The sequence below is a fragment of the Curtobacterium sp. ME26 genome, assembly GCF_903970945.1.
Lineage (GTDB): Bacteria > Actinomycetota > Actinomycetes > Actinomycetales > Microbacteriaceae > Curtobacterium > Curtobacterium citri.
This window is the reverse complement of the sequence record NZ_CAJCKG010000005.1, coordinates 42,731-66,566: the sequence shown is the minus strand read 5'-3', so window position 1 is coordinate 66,566 and position 23,836 is coordinate 42,731. Positions and strand designations below refer to the sequence as shown.

Annotated in this window: 23 protein-coding genes; 4 read left to right on the top strand and 19 right to left on the bottom strand. The window is 71.9% G+C overall.

The window, feature by feature from the left end; translation table 11 throughout:
• Positions 1 to 30: 30 nt before the first annotated feature.
• From H7A69_RS03270 to H7A69_RS03230, 10 genes are all read right to left on the bottom strand, one after another.
• Positions 31 to 1,614: a sensor histidine kinase gene (locus tag H7A69_RS03270; protein ID WP_182045753.1), complete on the bottom strand. Its 1,584-nt coding sequence runs from the start codon at positions 1,612 to 1,614 to the stop codon at positions 31 to 33.
• Positions 1,615 to 1,708: 94 nt separating this feature from the next.
• Positions 1,709 to 3,115 (bottom strand): serine hydrolase domain-containing protein, encoded by a 1,407-nt coding sequence (locus H7A69_RS03265; RefSeq protein ID WP_182045751.1) that lies wholly within the window; start codon positions 3,113 to 3,115, stop codon positions 1,709 to 1,711.
• Positions 3,116 to 3,142: 27 nt separating this feature from the next.
• The gene (locus tag H7A69_RS03260; protein WP_182045749.1) at positions 3,143 to 4,792 is read right to left on the bottom strand and encodes a dipeptide ABC transporter ATP-binding protein; all 1,650 of its coding nucleotides are present in this window, start codon (positions 4,790 to 4,792) and stop codon (positions 3,143 to 3,145) included.
• Positions 4,789 to 5,358 (bottom strand): GbsR/MarR family transcriptional regulator, encoded by a 570-nt coding sequence (locus H7A69_RS03255; RefSeq protein WP_182045747.1) that lies wholly within the window; start codon positions 5,356 to 5,358, stop codon positions 4,789 to 4,791. The genes H7A69_RS03260 and H7A69_RS03255 overlap by 4 nt, the downstream gene beginning before the upstream one ends.
• A complete protein-coding gene (locus H7A69_RS03250; RefSeq protein ID WP_182045745.1) occupies positions 5,355 to 6,764 on the bottom strand; it encodes a serine hydrolase in 1,410 nt (469 codons plus the stop codon). The genes H7A69_RS03255 and H7A69_RS03250 overlap by 4 nt, the downstream gene beginning before the upstream one ends.
• A gap of 69 nt (positions 6,765 to 6,833) precedes the next feature.
• Positions 6,834 to 7,421 (bottom strand): ABC transporter permease, encoded by a 588-nt coding sequence (locus tag H7A69_RS03245; protein WP_259346062.1) that lies wholly within the window; start codon positions 7,419 to 7,421, stop codon positions 6,834 to 6,836.
• Between the two features lie 105 nt (positions 7,422 to 7,526).
• Positions 7,527 to 7,724, bottom strand: coding sequence for a hypothetical protein (locus H7A69_RS17380; protein WP_259346061.1), 198 nt, complete (start codon positions 7,722 to 7,724; stop codon positions 7,527 to 7,529).
• Positions 7,721 to 8,662 (bottom strand): ABC transporter permease, encoded by a 942-nt coding sequence (locus H7A69_RS03240; protein ID WP_069711534.1) that lies wholly within the window; start codon positions 8,660 to 8,662, stop codon positions 7,721 to 7,723. Before H7A69_RS03240 ends, H7A69_RS17380 begins: the two co-directional genes overlap by 4 nt.
• Complete coding sequence (locus H7A69_RS03235) at positions 8,662 to 10,062, bottom strand: M14 family zinc carboxypeptidase (protein WP_182045743.1); 1,401 nt, start codon at positions 10,060 to 10,062, stop codon at positions 8,662 to 8,664. The genes H7A69_RS03240 and H7A69_RS03235 overlap by 1 nt, the downstream gene beginning before the upstream one ends.
• 23 nt (positions 10,063 to 10,085) lie before the next feature.
• On the bottom strand, positions 10,086 to 11,684 hold the full coding sequence (locus tag H7A69_RS03230; RefSeq protein ID WP_259346060.1) for an ABC transporter substrate-binding protein: 1,599 nt from the start codon (positions 11,682 to 11,684) through the stop codon (positions 10,086 to 10,088).
• 181 nt (positions 11,685 to 11,865) lie between these two features.
• Between H7A69_RS03230 and H7A69_RS03225 the strand changes: the two genes are divergently transcribed.
• A complete protein-coding gene (locus tag H7A69_RS03225) occupies positions 11,866 to 12,510 on the top strand; it encodes an FMN-binding negative transcriptional regulator (RefSeq protein ID WP_182045741.1) in 645 nt (214 codons plus the stop codon).
• Entirely contained in the window at positions 12,507 to 13,994 is a 1,488-nt protein-coding gene (locus H7A69_RS03220; protein WP_182045739.1) for an amidohydrolase, read from the top strand. Before H7A69_RS03225 ends, H7A69_RS03220 begins: the two co-directional genes overlap by 4 nt.
• A gap of 4 nt (positions 13,995 to 13,998) precedes the next feature.
• Here the strand turns inward: H7A69_RS03220 and H7A69_RS03215 are convergent, their stop codons facing one another.
• From H7A69_RS03215 to H7A69_RS03205, 3 genes are read right to left on the bottom strand one after another with little or no spacing between them, the layout of a single operon-like run.
• Positions 13,999 to 14,928 (bottom strand): Fpg/Nei family DNA glycosylase, encoded by a 930-nt coding sequence (locus H7A69_RS03215; protein ID WP_182045737.1) that lies wholly within the window; start codon positions 14,926 to 14,928, stop codon positions 13,999 to 14,001.
• 18 nt (positions 14,929 to 14,946) lie between these two features.
• Entirely contained in the window at positions 14,947 to 15,435 is a 489-nt protein-coding gene (locus H7A69_RS03210; RefSeq protein WP_069711540.1) for a ribose-5-phosphate isomerase, read from the bottom strand.
• A 22-nt stretch (positions 15,436 to 15,457) separates the two neighbouring features.
• Positions 15,458 to 16,123, bottom strand: a complete 666-nt coding sequence (locus H7A69_RS03205) for a helix-turn-helix domain-containing protein (RefSeq protein WP_182045735.1) — start codon at positions 16,121 to 16,123, stop codon at positions 15,458 to 15,460.
• Here H7A69_RS03205 and H7A69_RS03200 point away from each other — a divergent pair.
• Positions 16,122 to 16,649 (top strand): GNAT family N-acetyltransferase, encoded by a 528-nt coding sequence (locus tag H7A69_RS03200; RefSeq protein WP_182045733.1) that lies wholly within the window; start codon positions 16,122 to 16,124, stop codon positions 16,647 to 16,649. The two genes, H7A69_RS03205 and H7A69_RS03200, sit on opposite strands and share 2 nt — an antisense overlap.
• Before the next feature lie 19 nt (positions 16,650 to 16,668).
• Here the strand turns inward: H7A69_RS03200 and H7A69_RS03195 are convergent, their stop codons facing one another.
• The 6 genes from H7A69_RS03195 to H7A69_RS03170 form a co-directional block, all read right to left on the bottom strand.
• Entirely contained in the window at positions 16,669 to 17,598 is a 930-nt protein-coding gene (locus H7A69_RS03195; protein WP_182045731.1) for a hypothetical protein, read from the bottom strand.
• Between the two features lie 109 nt (positions 17,599 to 17,707).
• Positions 17,708 to 18,163 (bottom strand): hypothetical protein, encoded by a 456-nt coding sequence (locus H7A69_RS03190; protein ID WP_182045730.1) that lies wholly within the window; start codon positions 18,161 to 18,163, stop codon positions 17,708 to 17,710.
• Positions 18,164 to 18,295: 132 nt separating this feature from the next.
• Positions 18,296 to 18,754, bottom strand: a complete 459-nt coding sequence (locus H7A69_RS03185; RefSeq protein ID WP_182045728.1) for a hypothetical protein — start codon at positions 18,752 to 18,754, stop codon at positions 18,296 to 18,298.
• Between the two features lie 2 nt (positions 18,755 to 18,756).
• The gene (locus H7A69_RS03180; protein WP_182045726.1) at positions 18,757 to 19,677 is read right to left on the bottom strand and encodes a hypothetical protein; all 921 of its coding nucleotides are present in this window, start codon (positions 19,675 to 19,677) and stop codon (positions 18,757 to 18,759) included.
• A gap of 306 nt (positions 19,678 to 19,983) precedes the next feature.
• Positions 19,984 to 20,295: a hypothetical protein gene (locus H7A69_RS03175; RefSeq protein ID WP_182045724.1), complete on the bottom strand. Its 312-nt coding sequence runs from the start codon at positions 20,293 to 20,295 to the stop codon at positions 19,984 to 19,986.
• A 122-nt stretch (positions 20,296 to 20,417) separates the two neighbouring features.
• Complete coding sequence (locus H7A69_RS03170) at positions 20,418 to 20,978, bottom strand: disulfide bond formation protein DsbA (RefSeq protein WP_259346070.1); 561 nt, start codon at positions 20,976 to 20,978, stop codon at positions 20,418 to 20,420.
• Positions 20,979 to 21,185: 207 nt separating this feature from the next.
• Here H7A69_RS03170 and pepN point away from each other — a divergent pair, with 207 nt between their 5' ends.
• On the top strand, positions 21,186 to 23,765 hold the full coding sequence (pepN, locus tag H7A69_RS03165) for an aminopeptidase N (RefSeq protein ID WP_182045722.1): 2,580 nt from the start codon (positions 21,186 to 21,188) through the stop codon (positions 23,763 to 23,765).
• Positions 23,766 to 23,836: the final 71 nt, after the last annotated feature.

Here is a 23,836-nt window from a genome sequence, read left to right as displayed (position 1 = left end):
AGCCTAGTGGGAGCGGTCGCTCCCCCGGCCTCACGCCCTCGTGACCGGGACCCCGTGCAGGGCGCCGAGCGGGATCCGGGCCGTGGCCTCGGTGGGGCCGCCCTCGGGGCTGTTCACGACGAGTTCGCCGTCGAGGGCCCGCATCCGTCCGGTCAGCCCCTCGATCCCGTGGCCGGCCTGCGTGCGGGCACCGCCGCGCCCGTCGTCGGTCACGCTGACGGTGAGGTACCAGAGCCCGGAGGCGTCCACGATGAGGCCGAGGTAGACACCCGCCGCCGAGGCGCCCGCGTGCTTCGTCGTGTTCGTCAGCAGCTCGCTCACGGTGAAGTACACGTTGCGCTGGACCTCGGTCGCGAGCTCGAGCCCCTCGGGCAGCCGGACGTCGAGTCCGACGGGGATCGGCGTCCGCGCGACCAGGGCCTCGAGCGCCGCGACGAGCCCGCGGTCGAGCAGGATCGGCGGTGCGAAGCCCCGCGACAGTGCGCGCAGCTCGTCGAGGGCGTCCTGCGCGTGCTCGGTCGCCTCGCCGATGAGCCGCTTCGCCTTCTCCGGGTCCCGGTCGAAGGCGCGTTCGGCGGCGGCGAGGTCCATGCGGAGCCGGACGAGTCGCTGCTGCGGTCCGTCGTGCAGGTCACGCTCGATCTGCCGGAGCGTCTGCCCCTCGGCCGTGACGGCCCCGGCACGCGAGGCCTGGAGCCCGGCGACGCGCTGCTCGAGCTGCTCGGCACGGAACCCGCCGAGCAGCCCGGCGTCGATCCAGTAGTGGGCCAGGACCGAGCCGCGCGCCCAGAGCGGGAAGAGCGCGACCGAGGCCGCCATCGAGAGCAGGGCCGCGGTGCCGATGCCCACCAGCGCGCCGCTGTCGACGAAGTCGAGCGACGGCAGGGCACCGTTCATCGTCCGGCCGAGGACGAAGCCGCCGGCGAGCAGGAGGGGCCACAGGGAACCCGCGACCAGGACGGCGCCGACACCCACGGTGACGAGCGCCGCGAGCGGGTACACGACGACCGCGTGCAGCAGGTACAGCCAGTAGTGCGGGTTGGCGACCGCCGAGCCGGTCCGGGTCCACCAGTTCTGCTGCCACCGCGGGGTCCAGTCCACCGGGCGGATCGGCCGGGGGTCCGCCCACCCGATGCGGAGCTTCTCGAACTGCCCGACCCACCGCGCCACGAACAGCGCGATGAAGAACATCAGCAGGACGAACGGGTTGAACAGGTCGCGCAAGCCCCGCCCGAACAGCGCCGCGGGGAACGCCACGTAGAGCGTGCAGAGCAGCACGGCCGTCAGCGCCATGTACCCGAAGTCGCGCGGCAGGCGCCGCCAGGCCTCGCGGTAGAAGCCACCGGCGGTCGTCCGCCGACCGGACCCTGCTCCGCCGCCCGGTCCCACGACGGGCGTCGGCTCGGCACCGACGGCGGGCGTCGACGACCACGACGGCGGCGGCGGCGGCGGCGTCGGCGTCGTCGTCGTCGGCGGTGTCAGCGGCTCTTCGGGCACGGGCTTCGTGGCTCCCTGGGGCACGGCGTCGTCCAGCGGGACGGTGTGTGCCCGGTCGGCGGCGGAGTGGTCCAGCGGGACGGTCTCGGCCTGGTCGAGGCGGTCGGTGTCGGTCATGGGTCCAGCCTCACGGAGCCCGTCCCCGCGTCCCATCCTGCCGTCTCCCGGATCGGGGGTGGGGTTGTCCCCACCCCGTGCGCCCGTCGCGCCGTCAGACGAGGGCGGCGGCGACCGCCGGGGACTCCTCGGGTACCGACCACGGGCGGTGGGTCATCCCGCTGTCGCCCCGGAACGAGGTGACCGTGCCCGATCCGTCCCGCACGTAGCTGATCAGCTCGTCGACGGAGCCGAAGCGGTTGCCCGATGCCATCCGGAGCGTGTCCTCGTCGACGACCTCGAGCCGCACCGGTGACTCGGTCGGCACGGGCTGCGTCGGGTCGATCGCGAGCAGCCGGTCGCCGATGCGTGCCACGTCCGTGATCCCCTCGAAGGTGGTGAACCGGCCGGTGTAGCGGTCGGTGTCGACGTCGGCGGGGAGCACCGGCCCCGGGGCGTGCTCGTCGGCGGCGGCGTCGAGCAGGTGGACGATCCCGGTGGCGATCATGCCCGCGGGGCCGGTCGCACTGCTCGTCAGGACGGACACGACGAGCGACGAGGCCGGGTCGAACACCGACTGGGTGATCTGCCCGGGGAACCCGCCGGAGTGGCCGCGGACCTCGCGCCCGTTGATCCGGTCGACGACGAACCCCGCGCCGTAGCCGCGCGCCGCCGGGTCGTCGTCGAGGGCGCTCCAGGCCTTCCGCTGGGCCAGGCGCTTGGCGCGGTCGGACAGCAGCGAGCCGCGACCGGGCACGTGCTCCGAGAAGTAGCGGACCAGGTCGGACGCGGTGCCGTGGAAGCCGGTGGCGGCGGCGAGCGCCCCGGTCGTCACGTGCGGGACACGCTGACGGGTGCGGGCGTCGTGCAGGCTGGTGTAGCCGACGACGAACTCGTCCTCGCGTGCCGGGTCGAACTCCGGGCCGGTGCCGGCGAGGCCGAGCGGCTCGGTGATCGCGGTCCGGACGTGCTCGGCGTAGGACGTCCCGGTGACGGCCTCGATCACGAGCCCGAGCAGGCCGTACCCGAGGTTCGAGTAGTTGAACGCGGAGCCCACGGGCACCTTCGCGCCGCCCTCGACGACGAGCGCGACGAGCTGGTCGGCGTCGGGGAACGGGTGGTCGAGCGCCCAGTGGTCGCCGTCGGCACCGTCGCGCACCACCCCGGCGCCCATCTCCATGAGCTCGCGGACCGTCGCGTCCGCGATCGGCGACCCGGCCTCGACCAGGGCGGGCACGAACGAGCCGACCGTGTCGTCGAGCCGCAGGGCGCCGGCGTCGGCGAGCTGCAGCAGGGCGGTCGCGGTGAAGGTCTTCGAGTGCGACGCGATCCGGAAGAGGTCGGTCGTGGTCAGGCGGCGACCGGCCTCCACGTCGGCGTACCCCCACGCCTCGGAGAACAGCTCCTGGCCCTCGAAGCCGATCGCGACCTGCACACCGGGCAGGCGCAACTGCCACACCTTGTAGGCGACCCACTCACGGACGTAGGGCAGGACGGACTCGTACGCGGCGCGCTTCTCCATGCCGACCAGCCTGGCACGAGCCCCGCCTCAGCCGGACAGCGCCGCGAGCCGCGCCGAACGCCGGGCCGCCTGCTCGACGGGGTCCGGCACCGGCGCCGCCTGGACGAGCCGCCTCGTGTACGGGTCCTGCGGTGCCCGGAGGATCGCGTCGCGCGGTCCCTCCTCGGCGATCCGTCCGCGATGGAGCACCACCACGCGGTCGCACAGGGTGTCGACCACCGCCAGGTCGTGCGTGACGAACAGGCAGGCGAACCCGAGACGTTCCTGGAGCTCGCGGAAGACGTCGAGCACCCGGGCCTGCACGGAGACGTCGAGCGCGCTGGTCGGTTCGTCTGCGATGAGCAGGGCGGGGTCGAGCGCGACGGCGCGGGCGATCGCCACGCGCTGCCGCTGACCGCCGCTGAGTTCGTGCGGGTACCGCTCGCGGAAGCCGCCGCCGAGCCCGACGTCCGCGAGCAGTCGCTCGACACGCGGGCCCACCTCGGCCGACGGCAGCCGGAGGATCTGGCGGAGCGGTTCGGCCACCGTCTGCCCGACCGTGTACCGCGGGTTCAGGGAACGCAGCGGGTTCTGGAAGACCACACCGACCCGGCGACGCATCGTGTTCCGGGAGGCGCGGCGCGCGCCCGCCACGTCGGTCCCCTCCACGAGGACCGACCCGTCGGTGATCGGCGCGAGTCCGACGGCGGCGCGTCCGATCGTGGTCTTGCCGCTGCCGGACTCGCCGACCAGGCCGAGGATCTCACCACGACCGACGGTGAACGTCACGTCGTCGACCGCGCGGAAGCGCCCGCGCAGGGCGCCGCCGTACTCGACCACGAGGTGCCGGACGTCGAGGACGGGCATAGCGGGGTCGGTGGCGGGGGTGGGCCGCGCCTCCAGGTTCGTGGCGCCCATCCGCGGGACGGCGGCGAGGAGTTCCCGCGTGTACTCGGCGGCCGGGTCGGCGAAGACGCCGACGGCCGTCCCGCGCTCGACGACCTCGCCCCGGCGCATCACGACCACCCGGTCGGCGATGTCGGCGACGACGCCCATGTCGTGCGTGATGAGGAGGATCGCGGTGCCGGTCCGGTCGCGGAGCGCACGGAGCACGTCGAGGACCTCCGCCTGCACGGTGACGTCGAGCGCCGTCGTCGGCTCGTCGGCGATGAGGAGGTCCGGGTCCGCGGCGAGCGCCATCGCGATCATGACGCGCTGGCACTGACCGCCCGAGAGCTCGTGCGGGTACTGCCCGAGTCGACGCTCCGGCTCCGGGACCTCCACGGCGCGGAGGAGTTCGAGCGAGCGCGCACGGACGGCCGCGCGGTCGAGGCCGCCCTCGGCGCGGCGGACGGCCTCGGCGAGCTGGAACCCGACCGTGAAGACGGGGTTCAGGGCGGCGGACGGGTCCTGGAAGATCATCGACACCCGGCGACCGCGCACCTCGCGGAGCACCTGCTCGTCGGCGCCGAGCACCTCGAGGTCCCCGATCCGGATGCTCCCGGTGGCGCGGGCCCCCTCGGGCGCGATGCCCATCGCGGTCATCGCGGTCATGCTCTTGCCCGACCCGGACTCGCCGACGACGGCCACGACCTCGCCGCGGCCGACCGTGAACGAGGCGCCGTCGACCGCGCGGACGACGTCGCCGTCCACGTCGAACGTGACGGTGAGCTGGTCGACGGTGAGGACGTCGGTCATGGGGTCTCCGGTCGGTCGGTCTCGTCGCGGGCCGCCTTGAAGGCCTCCCACTCCTCGAGCATCTTGACGTGGTACCCGCGCAGCCACTGCATGTAGTCGCGGCCGTTGCGGAGGCGTTCACGGACCTCGGCGTCCACGTCGCCGTCCGCGGTGTGGCCGCCGGACTCGACGATCGCGAGCCCGCGGCCGATGACGTCGCGCTGCCGGTCGAGGTACCGACGCTCCCCGGCGAGCCAGGACCCCCAGACGTCGGCCTCGGCGCGGAAGTAGTGGCTGCGTTCGCCCGGGACGGTGTGCCGCTTGACGAAGCCGCTGTCCGCGAGCCGCCGGGTGGCCATCGAGATCGCACCCGAGCTCGCGCCGAGCGCGAGCTGCAGGTCGGACGACGACGAGTGCGGGGCCCGGGTCATCATGAGGTAGCCGAGGACCCGCGCGTCGGTGAGCGGCGTGCCGGCGAGTTCGCTGAACATGAGCGCGAACTCCTCGACGAACGCCTGGCGCTCCGGTTCGAGGACGACGTCGTCCTGCACGTCCGTGCCCGCGGACGGGCGCTCCCCGGCGCTCATGCCTCGAGGCCGGCGGCGACCGCGGGCGACTCGGTCGGGATCGTCCACGGCTCCATGGTCATCCCGCCACCGGCACGGATCGAACGGACACCGCCGTCGGCGTCGCGGTCGTACGTGACGTCCTCGTCCACGGACCCGAACCGGTTGCCGTGGGTCATCCGGAGGGTGTCGGCGTCGACGACCTCGAGTCGGGTCGGCGCGTCGAGCGGCGCCGGTGCGGACGGGTCGATCTCGACGAGCCGGTCGCCGATGCGGGCGACGTCGGTGACGCCCCACGGGTTCGCGAAGCGCCCGGTGAAGGTCGCGGCGTCGACGTCGTCCGGGACGACCGCGTTCGGGGCGTCGTCCCCGACGGCCGCGTCGAGGAGCGTGATGATCGCGGTCGCGATGAGCGTCGCCGGCCCGGCCGCGGCGCTGGTGAGCACCGAGACGACGAGCCCGGACGCCGGGTCGAACATCGACTGCGTGATCTGCCCGGGGAAGCCGCCGGAGTGCCCGCGGATGTCCCGGCCCCCGATCCGGTCGACGACGAACCCGGCACCGTACCCGCGCTCGGCGTCGTCGTCGGTGGCGCTCCACGCCTTCCGCTGGACCAGGCGCTTCGAGTGGTCGCTGAGCAGGGTGCCCTGCCCGATGACGTGCTGGGAGAAGTACCGGACGAGGTCGGACGCGGTGCCGTGGAACCCGGTGGCGGCGGCCATCGCGCGGGTGTCGACGTGGTCGATGCGCTTCCGGGTCCGGGCGGTGTGGAAGCCCGTGTACCCGACCACGAAGTCGTCGGCCCGGGCCGGGTCCCAGTCCGGGCCGGTGTTCCGCAGGCCGAGCGGCTCGGTGATCGACGCGCGGACGAAGTCGTCGTACGACTGCCCGGAGACCGCGGCGATGACGAGCCCGAGCAGGGAGTACCCGAGGTTCGAGTAGTTGAACGACGATCCGGTGGGGACCTTCTGTCCGCGGTCGAGGACGAGCGCGAGCAGTTCCTCCTCGTCCGGGAAGGGGCGCTGCAGGGACCAGTAGTCCCCGTCGTGACCGTCCCGGATGACGCCGGCGCCCATCTCCATGAGCTCGCGGACCGTCGCGTCGGCGATCGGCGACCCGCCCGCGACGAGGGCCGGGACGTGGGTGCCGACGGTGTCGTCGAGCCGGAGGTCGCCGCGCTCGACGAGCTGCAGGAGTGCCGTCGCGGTGAAGGTCTTCGAGTGCGACGCGATGCGGAACAGGTCGGTCGTGGTGAGGCGCCGTCCGGCCTCGACGTCGGCGTGGCCCCACGCCTCGTCGAACAGGACCTCGCCCCCGTGGCCGATCGCGACCTGCACGCCCGGGACCCGCAGTTGCCACACCTTGTACGACACCCACTCCCGGATGTACGGGAGGGTCTTCCGGTAAGCGTCGAGGGTGTCGGTCACGGTGGTCCTTTCGAGGAGCGGTGGGTCGAGTCTGTCGCGTCGTGCGCCGCGGCGTGTGCCGCGACGCGCTCAGCGACGTCGGGGGTCGAGCGCGGCGCGCAGGGTGTCCCCGAGCGCGATGACGGAGAGCACCGTCACCGCCAGGAACACCGCGGGCGCGACGAGCATGTGCGGTGCCCGGAGGAACTGGCTCGTCGCCGCGGACAGCTGCAGCCCCCAGGAGATGGCGGGGCTCTCGAGCCCGATGCCGAGGTAGGTGAGGGACGACTCGGACACGATGACCCCACCGACCGTGATCGTCGCGAGGACGAGCAGCGGCGAGATCGACGCCGGCAGGACGTACCGGGTGGTGATCCGCCAGGTGGAGAGGCCCATCGTGCGGGCGGCCAGGACGAACTCGGCGTTCCGGACGCTCCGCACGCTCGAGCGGACGAGCCGGGCCATGGTCGGCCAGCCGAACAGGGCGAGGACGAGCGAGACGGTCAGTACCGACCGCTCCCCCACGCTGTTCAGGACGACGACCGCCCCGAGCAGGAACGGGAACCCGAGGAACACGTCGGTGAGCCGGGCGAGCACGGCGTCCACCCACCCGCCGACCATGCCGGCGACGGTCCCGACGACCACGGCGACGGCACCGGCGAGGACCGTGGTGAGCACGGCGACGGCGATCGACGACCGGGTTCCGTAGAGGACGTTGGCGTAGACGTCGCACCCCTGCAGGTCGAAGCCGAAGGGGTGACCGGCTGCGGCGGGCGCACCGCTCTACCCGAGGTCGCACACGCGGGGGTCGCCGTGCCCGAAGAGGCCGGCGAAGAAGCCCGGGAAGAGCGCGACGAGCAGGACGACGGTCAGGACACCGGCCGGCAGCCAGAACCCGGGGCGCCGGACCGCGGAGCGCAGTGGTCGCCGTCGGGTGACGACGGCCTGCGGGACGGTGGCGCCGATGGCGGAGGTGGTCATGCGGAGGCTCCTGTCCGGACGCGGGGGTCGAGGGCGGCGTGCAGCAGGTCGACGAGCACGCTCGTGACGAGGAACACCAGGATGAGCGCGGTCGAGATGCCGACGACGACGGCACCCTCGTGCGACCGGATGCCCTGGAACAGCAGGTTCCCGACGCCGGGCAGGTTGAAGATGCCCTCGACGATCACCGTCCCGCCCATGAGGTACCCGAGGTCGGTGGCGAGGTACGTCGCCGTGGGGATGAGCGAGTTGCGCATGACGTGCACGCCGACGATGCGGCCGGGGGTGAGCCCCTTCGCGCGCGCCGTCCGGACGAAGTCGGCGTCGAGCGTCTCGATCATCGACGTCCGGGTCAGCCGGGACACGGCCGCCAGGCCGAAGAGCGCGATGACGAACGCGGGCAGCAGGTACGCCGTGGGCCACCCCGCGGTCGCCCCGGCGACGGGGAACCAGTGCAGCCGCACCGAGAAGACCAGCTGCAGGGCGACACCGAGCACGAAGACCGGGACGGCCCCGACGACGATCGTGCCGACCAGGACGCTCTTGTCGAGGAGGGTGCCACGGCGCAGTGCCGACACCACCCCGAGCCCGATGCCGAGCACGATCTCGATCGCCCACGCGGTGAGCGCGAGCGTGACCGTGACCGGCCAGCGCGACGCCATCTGCTCGCCGACGGACTGCCCGCTGAAGTCCGTGCCGAAGTCCCCGCGGAACAGGCCGCCGAGGTACTGCAGGTACTGCAGCCACAGCGGCTGGTCGAGGTGGTACTCGGCCCGCAGGGCGCGCACGACGGAGTCGCTGAGCGGCCGGTCGCCACCGAGCGCCTTGATCGGGTCGCCGGGGAGCGCGAACGTCATCGCGTAGATGAGGAAGGTCACGCCGAGGAAGACGACCAGCAGGCCGCCGACCCGACGGCCGACCGTGAGCGTGGGACGCATCACGCGCCTCCCGTCGTCGCCAGGGACGGTCGGGAGGCGCGTGGTGCGTCCGTCCCATCGCCCACGACGTGCGCTGCGCAGGCCAGGATCGCCCCGAACTGCACCCCCACCAGCGTCGCCACCGGGATGGGCACCGCCCCCGTTCCGGCGTCTGCCTGCCAGAGCGCGTACTGCGCCGCGAGCCGGTCCCGCAGCCGCCGGAGCGGCGCGGGTGCCGTGCCGGCACCCGTCTCCGCCTCGAGCGCACGGAGCAGCATGCCGCCGTAGCGGAGCCCGAAGCACCGGACGAGGTCCTCGCAGCCGAAGCGCTCGGCGACGGTGGCCCTCCGGGCGGCCGGTTCCCGTTCGGCCCGCAGCCGGTCGGTCTCGACCATGCCTGCGAGCATCGGCACGAAGGCACGGGAGGCCTCGAGGAAGGGCGTCTCGATCGTGAGCAGGGGCGTCGCGGCGTCGAGCACGTCCTGCAGGACGACCCCCACGGCGCCGAGGTCGTCCGCGCACCGACGGAGGAGGTCCGCGTACGACTCGGCCGTCGGGGTCTGGTCGTCGGCGTCCGGGTGGCTCCAGTACGGCAGCTCGGCGACCACGCACAGCGCCCCGTGCCGCATCGCCCACGCGGCGCTGGACGCCCCGTGGATGTGCTCCGCGGGGTCGACGCCGAGCGACTCCAGGTAGTCGTACGCCCGCTCCACGCCGTCCATGGCGAACACCGCCGGGGCGAGCTCGCGCAGGAACGGCGACTCCGGCTCCCCGGTGTCGAGCGGCAGCCCGAGTGCCGCCGGGACGGCGTGCAGGGTGTCGACCACGCCGGGCAGGTCCTCGGAGAGGTAGTAGTAGACGCCGCCCATCTCGCCGTTGTGCAGCGACACGAGCAGGTCGGGCTCGGTGTCGTCGATGAGCCGCATGAACGCGAGCGTCTCCGGGAGCACCTGGTCGAAGTACACCGACCCGTGGCTGTTCGGGAAGGTCCACTCGACCTGGCTGTCCGGCGCCGGCCGGTAGAAGTGCCGCGCGTAGTGCACCCGGTCGTACGGGTCGTCGAACCACGCCTCGTTCAGGCGCATGCCGTCGGGGTCGATCGTGGGGACGACGTGCCACGTGACGTCGAGCTCCTCCGTCCCGCCCGCCAGCAGCCAGGTCGCCAGGTGGAGCGCCGTCCACGACCCGATCGGCTCGTTCGGGTGCACGCCGCCGACGACGACGGCGGCGTGCGACCCGGATCCGATCCGGTAGCTGTGGAGCGGCTCCCCGAGACGGCTGGTGCCGATCCGGGTGACCGTGACCTGCCCCGGGTGCGCCGCGGCGAGCGCGGCGAACCGGGCGTGCAGGTCGTCGACGAGCGGGAAGCCGTCGCGGTCGGGGACCTCGGTGACGAGACGGAGGACGGTGCGCTGGTCCATGCGGTGCGGATCGCTTCCTGCGGCTACTGGACGGTGATGGCCTGGACCACCGGGCTGCCGTCGACGGCGGGGAGCGAGGCGATCTTGTCGCTCACGATGTAGGAGTACTTGTCGAAGAAGGTCGGTACGACCGGGAAGTCCCGCAGCACGGCCTCCTGCGTCTGCGCGTAGTACTCGTTCGCCTCGTCCTGCGACCCCGCGGAGTCGGCCTTCGCGAGCAGCGAGTCGACCTCGTCCGACTGGTAGTAGCCGGTGCACGGCGCGCAGCCGCCCGCACTGGTGAACAGTGCGCGGAGGGTGTTCTGCTGGCTGGCGTACAGCGCACCCCAGTGCCCGAAGTGCGGTCCCTCGATCTTCTTGTCGGTCAGCTCCGAGTAGTACGACGCCCAGTCGGTGGTGGCCTTCGCCTCGGTGTCGACGCCGAGGTTCTGCCGGATCTGGTTCGCGTACGCCTGGTAGAGCGAGTCGAGGCCGTTGCCGCCGGGGTAGACGAGGGTGATCGAGCCGTCGAACCCGCCGGCCTTCGCCAGGAGCGCCTTCGCCTTCGACGGCGAGAACTCGCAGGCCTCGCCGCAGATGCCCTCCTGCGTGCCGGACATGCCCGGCGGGGTGAGCGCGGTGGCCGGCTCGTACAGGCCGCCGTAGATGGCCTGGTTGACCTGCTTCCGGTTGATCGACATGGAGATGGCCCGTCGGACGTCGGGGTCGGCGTACCGCTCGTCCCACAGCGGGAAGCCGAGGTAGTCGATGCCCGGGGCGTCGAAGGAGTGCAGGCGGTCCCCGAAGTCACCGGAGGCGCTGGTCATCTTGTCGGTCGGCAGGAACAGCACGTCGGCGTTGCCGGCGAGCACGTCGGTGTACGCGGTGTTCATGTCGGCGTAGCTCTTGAAGGTGACGTCCTCCGTCTTCGCCTTCGTGCCCTCGTAGCCCGACCACGCCCTGACGGTGAACGGCTGGTTCGCCGTCCACTTCTCGGTCATCTCGTACGGACCGTTGCCGATCGGCTTCGCGTCGTAGGCCTTCAGGTCGCTGTACGCGGCCTCGGGCATCGGGTAGAACGCGGTCTGCGCCTGGCTGAGCTGGAGCGGGAACTGGCTGTCCGCGTGGGTGAGCGTCACCGTGAAGGTGTCCTTGCCCGTCACCTTCAGTCCCGACATCTCCTTCGTCTTCGGGGTGCCCGAGGCGGGGTTGAGGTCCGAGTAGCCGACGATCGCGGCGAGCTGCCCGCTGTTCTCCCAGGCGTTCGGGCCGTACGCGGTGTGGTTCCAGGCCTTGACGTAGCTCTCGGGCGTGACGGCCTCGCCGTTCTGGAACGTCCAGCCGTCGCGGAGCGTGATCGTCCAGGTGGTGGCGTCGCTCGACTCGACGCTCTTCGCGGCGACGTCGTGCAGTTCGCCCTTCGCGTCCGTCTCGGTGAGCGGCGCGAACAGGCTCATCGTCTGGGTGAAGGCCACCGTCTGGCGGCCCGGGGTCAGGTGGTCGGGCTCGCCGGTCGCGTAGACCAGGCTCCCGCCGGAGCCGCCCTGGGCGTCCCCGTTCCCGTTCCCGGTGGCCGAACAGCCGGTGGCCACCAGCGCCAGCGTGGCCGCTGCGGCCACCGCCGCGATCGTCCTGCGTCGCATCTTGAACTCCTCGAGTCGAAGCGCGTCCGGTTCGGGCCCGGTCGTCGTGGTCGAGACGGTAGGGGCCGCGCAAACCCGAGCACAAGGTTCCTTTCACTGATCTCTGAAACCTTTACCGCCCGGAAACGAGCCGGAAACGACACCCGTCGCGAAGGCGGGCGACCTGTGCCACGCTCGTCGCATGCGCCACACACCCCGCTTCCTGATGACCGACGTCGCCGAGGTGCGGCGCGTGGTCGCCGAGAACCCGTGGGCGACGATCGTGTCCCACACCGCGGCCGGGATCGTCGCGTCGCACTACCCGGTGCTCCTCGAGATGCCCGGCCCCGACGACGACCCGGACGCGATCGTGCTCGTCTCGCACGTCGGCCGCCCCGACGAGGTCGCGCACGAGCTCGGGCAGCACGAGGTCCTCGTCGTGATCCAGGGGCCGCACGGCTACGTCTCCCCCGCGTGGTACCCGCCGGAGCAGTTCGTCCCGACGTGGAACCACGTGACCGCGCACCTGTGGGGCACGCCGGAGATCCTGTCCGACGAGGAGAACTTCCGCGTGCTCGGCGAGCTCGTCGACCACTTCGAGCGTGTCATGCCCGAGCCGGTCTCGCTCGAGGTCGACGAGGAGACCGCCCGACGGGTGGCGAAGGGCACCGTGGGGATCCGCATCCGGGTCACCCGCTCCGACGCCCGCGCCAAGCTCTCGCAGAACAAGGCACCCGAGGTGGTCGAGCGCATCGTCGCGGGCCTGCGCGGGGACGGCCCCTACGCGTCGCCGGCGCTCGCCGACGAGATGGACCGCGTGCGCGCGGAGAGCCGGGAGGCACGATGAGCGACCTCCTGCTGCGTTCCGTCCGGCGGGTGGGAACGTCCGGTGCCCCGTCCGACGTGCGGATCGTCGACGGACGGGTCACTGCGATCGCGCCCGCCGGCACCCTCGTCGCAGCTGACGTCGAGGTCGTCGAGGCCGACGGCGCGTGGCTCGGTCCGGGGCTCGTCGACCACCACGTCCACTTCGACCAGTGGGCCCTCGTCCGCCGTCGCGTCGACGTGTCCGGCTGCGACTCGGCGGAAGCAACCGCCGACCTGCTCGCCGGGGCGGCGCGTACCGCCGTGCCGGACGGCGGTCCGGCCGCGACGATCGTCGGCCACGGGTACCGGGACGGGCTCTGGCCCCGCCCCGCGCGACGCGAGCTGCTCGACCGGGCCGCGCCGGGCCTCCCGGCCGTCGTCATCAGCGGTGACCTGCACGCCGTCTGGTGCAACGCGATCGCCCTCGAGCGGTTCTCGGCGGCGGTGGGCCGCCCGCTCGTGACGGGCGACGACGGGGTGCTGCGCGAGCAGGACGCGTTCGACGTGACGGCCACGCTCTCCCGCGTGCCCGACGACGTGCTCGACGGCTACGTGTCCGACGCCGTCGACGCGGCCACGGCGCGCGGCGTGACCCGCGTCGTCGACCTGGAGATGCGGTCCGGCCTCGACCGCTGGACCCGACGGGTGCGAGCCGGCACCGACGGACTCCGGGTCGCGTGCGGCGTGTACCCGCACGAGCTCGAGGACGCGATCGCCCGTGGACTCCGCACCGGCGCGGTCGTCGACGGCACCGGCGGACTGCTGTCGACCGGCCCGTTCAAGGTGATCACCGACGGATCGCTCGGTACCCGGACCGCGGCGATGGCCTCCGGCGACGGCGTCCTGGCCTACGCGTTCGACGAGCTCGTGGCGATGGTCCGCCGGGCGGTCGACGCCGGGCTCGTCCCGGCCGTGCACGCGATCGGTGACCGAGCGAACACGCTCGCACTCGACGTGTTCGAGGCCGTCGGCGCGCGCGGGTCGATCGAGCACGCGCAGCTGCTCGACGGCGCCGACCTCGACCGGTTCGCCCGGCTCGGGGTCGCCGCGTCCGTCCAGCCCGAGCACGCGATGGACGACCGCGACATCGCCGACCGGCACTGGGCGGGCGAGACGGACCGGGCCTTCCCGTTCGCCGCGCTCGAGCGGGCCGGCGCCGAACTGCGGCTCGGCTCGGACGCGCCCGTCGCGCCGCTCGACCCGTGGGTGTCGATGGCGGCCGCGGTCGGACGGGACCGGGACGGCCGCGAGCCGTGGCACCCCGAGCAGCGGATGTCGGCGCTCGCCGCGTGGAGGGGGTCCACCGACGGCCGGGTCTCGGTCGCGGTCGGTGACGCCGCGGACCTCGTGCTGCTGCCGCTGGACCCGCTGGCGGTCGCCGTGTCCGAGCCGTCGGACGTGCTGCGGACGATGCCGGTGCTCGCGACGGCCGTCGCCGGGCGGTTCACGCACCGCTCGGTGTGACGCGCTACTTCTGGTCCTTCGGGCACCAGTAGAGCTTGCGACCGGCCATGTCCGCCATCCGGATCTCCGTGCCGCACACCCGGCAGGGCTCCCCCTGGCGGTGGTACACCCAGTGCCGGTCCTTCCGCGAACGGACGGCCTTTGCGTGGTCGGCCTCGGACAGGTCGTCCATCGTCAGCATGAGCCCGTCCCGCACGCCGTCGTGCAGGAGCTTCGACCAGTCCTGCCAGAGCGCTTTCGCCTGCTTGACGGTGATCTTCTTGCCGGGCTTGTACGGGTCGATGCGCTGCCGGAAGAGCAGCTCCGCGCGGTAGATGTTCCCGATGCCGGCGACCACCGACTGGTCCATCAGCAGCTGGCCGATCGCGACGTTGCGCTTCCGCACGTTCTCGACGAAGGTCTTCTCGGCCTCGGGACCGTCGTCGTTGATCGGGTCTGGACCGAGCTTGTCCAGCGCCTTCTGCACCCCGGCAGGGTCCTCGACCACGCAGGCGGTCGGACCACGCAGGTCGGCGACGGTGTCCTCGGTGAGGATCCGCACGCGCACCTGGCCGACCGGGTCCGGCGGGAAGGACTCGATCGGGTCCTCGGCCTTCTCCTGCTCAGCCATGCGGTAGCGGGCGAGCCGCGGGGCGCCGATCGACGCGAGCGACTCCTCGCCGTCGCCGTCCTCGGACAGGGCCTCCGCCGACGAGATCACGCCCGCGAAGTCCCACGCTCCGTAGAGACCGAGGTGCACCCGGAGGAACAGGTCGTCCTCGAACTCCAGGAACAGCTGCTTCGCCACCGCCCGCGCTGCGGTCATCCGCTTGCCGTCGAGCTGCGCCGCACCGGCCGCGAAGCGACCCTGCGGACTCGACACCTCGCAGCGCTTGCCGACGAAGTGCCGCGAGAACTGGTTCGCGATGCGGTGGACGGAGTGACCCTCTGGCATCGGTCCTGTCTACCCGGACTACTCGTCGATCTGCCGACCGGCGATGTGCCCCGTCGTCTCGTACTCGGCGAGCTGCGCGATGCGGCGGGCGTGACGCTCCTCGCCGGAGAACGGCTCGGCGATGAAGAGGTCGACGAAGCGGATGGCCTCGTCCTCGGTGTGCTGCCGGGCACCAATCGAGATGACGTTCGCGTCGTTGTGCTGGCGGGCGAGGAGGGCCGTCGACTCGTTCCACACCAGCGCGGCCCGGATGCCCTCGACCTTGTTGGCCGCGATCTGCTCGCCGTTGCCCGAACCGCCGAAGACGACACCGAGCGCCTCGACACCGGCGCGCTGGTCCTGCACCACGGCGTGCGCGGCGTTGATGCAGAACGAGGGGTAGTCGTCGAGCGCGTCGTACTCGGTCGGACCGTGGTCGACCACCTCGTGCCCCGCCTCGGTGAGGTGCTGGGCGAGGGTCTTGTTGAACTCGAGGCCGGCGTGGTCCGTTCCGAGGTGGATGCGCATGGCCTCGATCCTATTCCCGCGCCTACGCCGCCCGGACCACGACGACGACGTACCGGACCGCCTCGTCACCCGGGTTGCGGTAGACCACGTCCGCCGGGTCGCCGAGCTCGATCCGGTCCCCAGCGCCGAGCCGCGTGGACTCCCCCGCGACGACCACCTCGAGGACGCCGTCGACGACCCAGATGCAGTGACGGAGGAAGGCGTAGGCGCTCGCCGGGTACGCGACCTCGCGTCCGGCCGGGAGGCGCACCTCGGTGACGTCCGCGGGGAACGCCGCACTCGAGACGGGACGTCGGCGGTACCCGGTCTCCGGGTCGGTCCAGGAGTCCGCGGTCGCCCCGCGCTGCACGCCGCGCGCCTCGTCGGGGTCGGCCGTGCGCGGGACGTCGTGCTCGAGCGTCTCGTCGAGGAGCTGCGAGACCGTGAGGCCGAACGCGCCGGACAGCCGGCCGAGGATGGTGGCCGTCGGGCTCGACACCCCGCGCTCGACGCGGTTGATCATCGCGCGGGAGACGCCGGACTCCTCGGCGAGCTCGGTCAGACTCCACTTCCGCTCGGTCCGCAGGCGCTGCAGGCGTTCCCCGAGTCGGCGCTGGTCGGCGTCGTCGGCGGTCTCGGCAGCGCTCCCGGCGGCGCGCTCCGCGGCCGGTTCCGTTGCCGCTCCCGCGTCGTCTACGATCTGAGACATGACGACAGCATATGCGACGGGTAGCCCTGCCCCCGTCACCGTGCGGGACTGCGAGCGGCGCGACCTCGACGTCGTCCACGCGCTGCACGTCGACGCCGTGCTGCACTCGACGGCGATCTGGCAGGAGGAGCCGCATCCGCGGGAGTACTTCGACGGGTGGCTCGCCGAGCGTCGTGCCGCCGGACTCCCCGTGCTCGTCGCCGAGGTCGACGGGGTCGTCGCCGGCTACGTCACCTACAGCGCGTTCCGGCCGCACCAGGGGTACCGCCACACGGTCGAGCACAGCGTCTACGTCGTGCCGGCGTTCCGCGGCCGGGGCATCGCGACCGTGCTCATGGACGCCCTCGTCGCACACGCCCGTGCGGCGGACGTGCACGTCGTGATGGCCGGCATCTGTTCGTCGAACACGGGCTCGATCGCCCTGCACGAGCGGCTCGGGTTCGTGACCGTCGGGGTGCTGCCCGAGGTCGGGCGGAAGTTCGACCGGTGGCTCGACCTGACGCTCATGCAGTTGCGCATCGCCTGAGGCGCACGGCCGGTGGAGGTCACTCGCTGCCGGGCAGCGGCACCTCGATCGGCGGAGGAGACGGACGGAACGCCGGGGCAGTGTCGCCGTGCGCAACGGCACGATGGGTGGCGAACCAGTCCCACGCGAGCGCTTCCTCGGCCTCCGCGGGGCTCTCCGTGAGGCAGTCGTTGCACCGCGCGTGCCACCCCTCGTCGTCGTGCCAGCGGTGTGGGTGCCCCTCCGGCACCCAGTCCGGCGACCACCTGACGTCGAAGGCGTACACGATCTCGGCAGCGATGCCCCACGCCACGCTCTTCAGGGTCTGCTCGTAGATGCCGGCGTGCCACGCGAGCTGGCCGTACCGGAGCTCGGTGAACACGTTCTCGGCGAGCAGCTCGTGGTTCTTGTCGTCCCATCCGTCACGCTCGGACCGCACCACGACGGCCGGGGCGGCGGCGGACGCGGCGGTCCCCGTGCTCGTCGGCCCGGACGACTGTGCGCTCGCACCGTGCGTCCGTGCGTGGCGTTCGCCGTCCGTCGTGTTCACGAGCCACAGCGTCGCAGCGAGGTCCTCGTCGGGATCACCGACTCCCGGCGCGCTCCCGTACCGGGACTGCAGCGTGGCGACCTGGTCCGCGATCGTCCGGTCGGTCTCGACGAACGCCAGCACGCCCTGTGCCCGCACGAACATCCCGCTCGTCAGCAGGCCCCGACGGAGGCCGACCTCGAGCGCCCGGAGTGCCATCGCACGGGCGGCGCCGGGGTCCGGCTCGTGGTCCGTCCGCGCCAGCCGGTGCACGGCGCGGAGGTCCGTGGCACACCCGTTGCGGCCGAACTCGAGGACGTCGAGCAGGAGCCGTTCCTCGGGCGTCCGCGGTGCGGGTTCGGCGCTCGGTCGGAGGCCGTCGTCCCGCCGGACACTGCGCCGCTGCACCTTCGGGTCCTCGGCGTCGACGGGTGGGACCACGTCGATGTACTGCTAGTGACCGGGCAGCGGCTCGCGGAGCGCTGCGATCGAGCCGTCGGGCATCTGCCGGACCTCGATGGTCGGGAAGGCCACGTACTCAAGGCCTGCGTCAGACAACGATCTCGTCCCCATGCGGCTCGATGACGTTGCCTTCGGCGTCCCAGATCCCCTCGAGGTGATGACCCACGTGCGCATCCGGATCGATGCCCGCTGCCTCGCGGCGACTCCGCTCGGCCTCGTAGAGATCCATCCCTCGAGGAGTTTCGGTCGCGAAGACGTTCCAGAGCGTGCCGGTCGCGCCGTACCGTGCGCCAGCACGCTCGAGACGATCGGCTACCGGGCCGTCCCAGTTCGACCACCGTCCCCGCCCCTCCTCATCAGGTTCGAGAGACCCGAGCCCCATGATGTCCTGCTCGACCGAAGCCCGGATCCAGCCGAGCACGCGGGAGCGCGTGGTCGCGTCGTCCTCGCCGGTGCGGTAGGCGATGGGCTCGTGCCATCCGTAGAGGTCCGTACCCAGACCGTCCGCGACGTCGGCGAGGAGTTGGTAGGTCAGTTCGTTCATCGGGCGTCCTCCGGTAGGTCGTGTGGATCCGATCCCTTCGGGAGATGGAACCTGATCTTGTCCTTCGAGCTCGCGTGGACATCAATGGTCTGACCGCCGGATCGGCTGTCCGTGCGGGTGCGCGGCTCGGCGTCAGACAGCGATCTCGTCACCGCGTGGCTCGATGACGTTCCCGTCGGCATCCCAGACGTTCCGAAGCCGTGGGAGCGTGTCTCGACCAGCGGACAGACGCCGCGTACGTTCCCGTGTGTACATCTCCGAGCCGTGCTCCGTCCTCATCAGGTAGCAATCCCAGAACTGCACCTCGTCAGGCTCGACATCAACGGTGTAGATCGCAGCGATGCGTTCGACCAGTGACTCGGGGTCGCCGGTCCACGGCCGCCATACGGCTCTGCCCGAGTCGCCGTCCTCGAAGTTCCCGACCGCCACGAGATCGCCCTCGAGGAGCTGCTGAAGGCGTCGGAGGAGCCACGAGCGAGTGTCCTCGAGAGGGCGATGGCGGCCCTTCTCAATGTTGCCGGACCATGCCCACAGGTCGTCTCCCGTCCCGTCTTCGACACTGGCGAGGCAGTAGTAGGTGAACTCGTTCATCGTCAGCCCTCCGGTAGAGCGTCATCAGGAAGATCGTGCGGACCGGGTCGATCGACGCGCTCTGGCAGGTGCACCTTCACGTTGTCCCACTCCGACGACTTCGGGTTGTGCACCTCGACCACTGGTCCCCCGGTTCCGCTGTCACGCCGGTACTGCACCCTCGTGCCATCTGGAAGGACCACCTGGATGCGATCTCGAGCGGTCCCGGTGACGAGCTTCCCGCCACGACTCAGATCGCGCCACGCCGCCACGACCTCCTCGGGCGTGTCCACCTCTCGGTGCGGTTCGGTCTTCCCCGGCCGACCGATCGAACGGATGTGCTCGTTCGCCTCCGGCCCGGTCATCGGCCCGACCGCATCCGTCATGATGCCAGCGCCACCGGCGACTTCGCGCGGCCTGCCGGTGAGTGGATCGTGCACCCAGGACCACGCGTCGGCGTCCGCCTGCGCCATCCGTTGCCGCATCGCGTCCGCCGGGGTCTGCTTCGCGGTGTCACCGCTCAGACCGAACAGGATCCGGAGGAGCTCGAGCGCGGACAGTCCGGCTGCCGCGCTCCCCGCCCCGGCGGCCGTGCCGCCGGCCGCGCCGAGCCACGGCCACGGGAACTGGAACGGCGTCGAGGGGAACCCGGGGAGCGGCATCGGCGCCACCAAGCTCGCGTTCCGGACGTCGGTCTCGTCGGTGGCGAGCCCGTCCGTCGAGTCCCCGCCGTCGATCCGACCGATGCGGGAGGCCAGGTCGCGCTGCCACTCCCGCCACTGCTCGTTCCACGCATCCGCCGCCGATCGGAGCGCGGCGTCCTCGGCGGCGAGGCCGGGAACCTGCCGCCACGGCGTCGCCGCCGACGGTGGTTCAGCCAGCGAGGCGTCGTGCTGCGCCACGGCATCGCCGATCCCGCCCGTGAAGGACGCGATCCGTTCCACCAGGGGCAGTCCGCCGGGAACGGAGGTCGGCGAACTCGAACGATGCCGTGTCGAGGAGCCGGTGCAGGGCCGTGACGCTGTCGGCCAGGCCGTCGGCTGCATCGCTGGACCGGCGGGTCATCGCGGGCATCGCCTCGCTCACCCCGGGCATCGCGAAGACCGACGGCACGGCGGCCCAGGAACGCTCGCCGTCCGCGGCAGCGGTCCGGACGCGCTCCGCAGCAGTGCTCGCCACACCGGCTGCGGCGACGACCGCCGCCATGTCGAGACGGATCTCGTCGAGGAGCCCCGCGGTCACCGGCGCGTTCACCGGACGGCGCCCCGCTCGGCCCGGACGGCCATCTCCGCGTCTGCTTCGTCCACCGCGGCCAGGGCGACGCGGCCGACCGCGCTGACCGCCGCGAGGTGCGCGCCGATCCGCGGTGCGGTGGCCGAGCGCGCAGCGGCGAAGGACGAGACGGCCGATGCGATGACGTCCGAACCGCTCGCCGCCGAGGTGACGGCGTCGAGCGCCTCGGCCAGTGCCCCCGCCCGTTCGGCGACGTCCTCGGCCGCGCCGTGGACGTCCGCGACCGTCCGTCCGGTCGCCCCTCGGTCGACCCGGTACTGCTCCCCCATCGAGACCCCCGTGCTCGTGATGTTTCAGCGTTCAGCCAGCACCGTAGCAGACTGGAGGCACGGTGCGGACCCGCACCGTGCCTCCAGTCCGCCCGCTGGTCGCGTCCGCGACGCAGGCCGGACTACGCGACCGTGTCGAAGATCGGACCGACCGTCCGCGAGCGCTTGAGCTCGAAGAAACCGGGGTACTTCGCGACGGCGACGACGCCGTCCCACAGGTCCACCGCCTCCTGTCCCTTCGGCGCCGGGGAGATGACCGGGCCGAAGAAGGCCGTGCCCTCGACGGCGATCACGGGCGTCCCGACGTCCTGGCCGACGCGGTCGATGCCCTCCTGGTGGCTCGCGCGGACGACCTGGTCGACCTCGTCGGTCCAGGCGTACTCGAGCAGGTCGGCGTCGAGGTCGAGCTCGCGGAGCACGGCCGGGACGACCTGCTCGGGGTCGGACTCCTGGCGGTGGTGGACGTGCTCGCCGAGCGCGTCGTACAGCGGCTTGACGATCTCCTGGCCGTGGCGGAGCGCCGCGGCGGTGACGATCCGCGGGTAGAGCTGCCCCTTGTGGATGCGCTCGCGGTACTCCTCGGGGATGTCCTGGTCCTCGTTGAGGACGAACAGGCTCATCACCTTCCAGGTCACGTCGAGGTCCCGGTGGCGGGCGACCTCGTCGACCCAGCGGCTCGTCATCCAGGCCCAGGGGCAGTTCGGGTCGAACCAGAACTCCACAGCGGTACGGACGGTCTCGGTGTTGTCCACAGCAGTCTCGGTCACGGTGCGAGCGTACGCGCGCTCGCTAGGCTGATCCCATCGTCCCGACGGCGCACGACGCCGTGCCGGGACTCCCCCTCACCGCGGACATCGATCGTCCGCGCCGCAAGCGAAGTTGGAGCGTCCGTGCCCGGAGAGAACCTCACCAGAACCGAAGCCCAGGAACGTGCCGCGGTCGTCGCCGTGCAGACGTACGACGTCGAGCTGGACCTGACCCGCGGCGCCGAGACGTTCGGCAGCACCACGCGTGTCCGCTTCACCGCGACGCCCGGCGCCTCGACCTTCATCGACGCGATCACGAAGGCCGTGCACTCGGTGGAGCTGAACGGTGCCGCGCTCGACGTTGCCGCGGTCAACGACGGTGTCCGCATCCAGCTGGACGGGCTGCAGGAGCAGAACGAGCTCGTCGTCGTCGCCGACGCGCTCTACACGAACACGGGCGAGGGCCTGCACCGCTTCGTCGACCCGGTCGACGACGAGGTCTACCTGTACTCGCAGTTCGAGGTGCCGGACTCCCGCCGCATGTTCGCGGTCTTCGAGCAGCCCGACCTCAAGGCCGAGTTCACCTTCACGGTGACGGCCCCGGCCCGCTGGCAGGTCGTCTCGAACGCCCCGACGCCCGAGCCGCACGTCGACGGCGAGGTCGCGACGTGGGTCTTCCCCGCGACGTCGCGCATCTCGAGCTACATCACGGCGCTGATCGCCGGTCCGTACGAGGTCGTTCGCGACGAGCTGACCAGCCGCGACGGCCGGACGATCCCGCTCGGCGTCTTCGCGCGTCGCTCGCTCGCCGAGTACCTCGACCCGGAGTACGTGTTCGAGACGACGAAGAAGGGCTTCGCGTACTTCGAGGAGAAGTTCGACGTCGCCTACCCGTTCGAGAAGTACGACCAGCTGTTCGTGCCGGAGTTCAACGCCGGTGCGATGGAGAACGCGGGTGCGGTCACCTTCACCGAGACCTACGTGTTCCGGTCGAAGGTCACCGACGCCATCAAGGAGCGCCGGGTCGTCACGATCCTGCACGAGCTCGCGCACATGTGGTTCGGCGACCTCGTCACGATGAAGTGGTGGAACGACCTCTGGCTGAACGAGTCGTTCGCCGAGTGGGCCTCCACGATCGCCACCGCCGAGGCCACCGAGTGGACCGAGGCGTGGACGACCTTCCAGGCCATGGAGAAGTCCTGGGCCTACCGGCAGGACCAGCTCCCCTCGACCCACCCCATCGTCGCGACGATCAACGACCTCGAGGACGTCCAGGTCAACTTCGACGGCATCACGTACGCGAAGGGCGGCTCCGTCCTCAAGCAGCTCGTGGCGTGGGTCGGCATCGACGCGTTCTTCGCAGGCGTCTCGGCGTACTTCAAGAAGCACCACCACTCGAACACCGAGCTCCGCGACCTGCTCGTCGAGCTCGAGGCGACGAGCGGCCGCGACCTGTCCGAGTGGTCGCAGCTGTGGCTCGAGACCGCCGGCGTCAACACGCTGCGCCCCGAGATCGAGGTCGACGAGGCCGGCGTGATCACCTCGTTCGCCGTCCTGCAGGAAGCCCCTGCGGACCATCCGACGCTCCGCCCGCACCGGCTCGCGATCGGCGTCTACGCGTTCCAGCAGGACGCGGAGGCACCGTTCGGCGCCGACACCGCGTCGTCGGGCGGCAAGCTCGAGCGTGCGCACCGCGTCGAGATCGACGTCGACGGCGCCCGCACCGAGGTCCCCGAGCTCGTCGGCGTGCACCGCGGCGACCTCGTGCTGCTCAACGACGACGACCTGGCGTACGCCAAGATCCGTCTCGACGAGCAGTCCCGCCGCACGGCGATCGAGCACCTCGCGTCGATCGCGAACCCGCTCGCCCGCTCGATCGTCTGGGGCGCGATGTGGGACGCCACGCGCGACGCCGAGTCGCCCGCGAGCGACTACGTCCGCCTGGTGCTCGGCAACATCGCCACCGAGACCGAGTCGACGACGATCCGCACGACGCTGTCGCAGCTGCTGCTCACCGCTCGCAACTACGTCGCCCCGGCGAAGGTCGACGCCACCGTCCGCTCCGTGGGCGACACGCTGTGGCAGCTGGCCGCGTCGGCTGAGTCCGGGTCGGACGCTCAGTTCCAGTTCGTGAAGTTCTTCGCGCAGATCGCCTCGACGCCGGAGCACGTGACCACGCTGCAGGGCCTCCGGGACGGTTCGGTCACGCTGCAGGGTCTCGAGGTCGACACCGACCTGCGTTGGGAGCTGCTCGAGGGCCTCGTGCTCGCGGGTGCCGCGGGTGACGCCGAGGTCGACGCCGAGCTTGCCGCGGACAAGACCGCGTCGGGCGAGCAGGCCGCCGCACGTGCTCGTGCGACGATCCCGACCGCCGAGGGCAAGCTCGCGGCGTTCACGTCGCTCGTCGACTCCGACGAGCTGCCGAACGCGATCGTCCGGCAGACCACCGTCGGGTTCCAGCACACGAACAGCCCCGTCGTCCTCGAGGGTCTGGTGTCCCGCTACTTCGACGCCCTCACCCGCATCTGGGCGGAGCGCAGCTACCACATGGCCGACACGATCGTCACCGGGCTCTACCCGGCGCCGCTCGCCTCGGTCGAGCTCCGCGACGCGGCGAACGCCTGGCTCGAGGCGCACCCGGAGACCCCGGCGCTGCGTCGGATCGTGACGGAGAACGTCGCCGGTACCGAGCGGGCGCTGCGGGTCCAGGCGGCCGACGCCTGACCGGAGCGACACGCGCTGCCGGCGGGCGGGGCCTCGGTGATCCTCACGGGACACCGAGGCCCCGCCCTCTA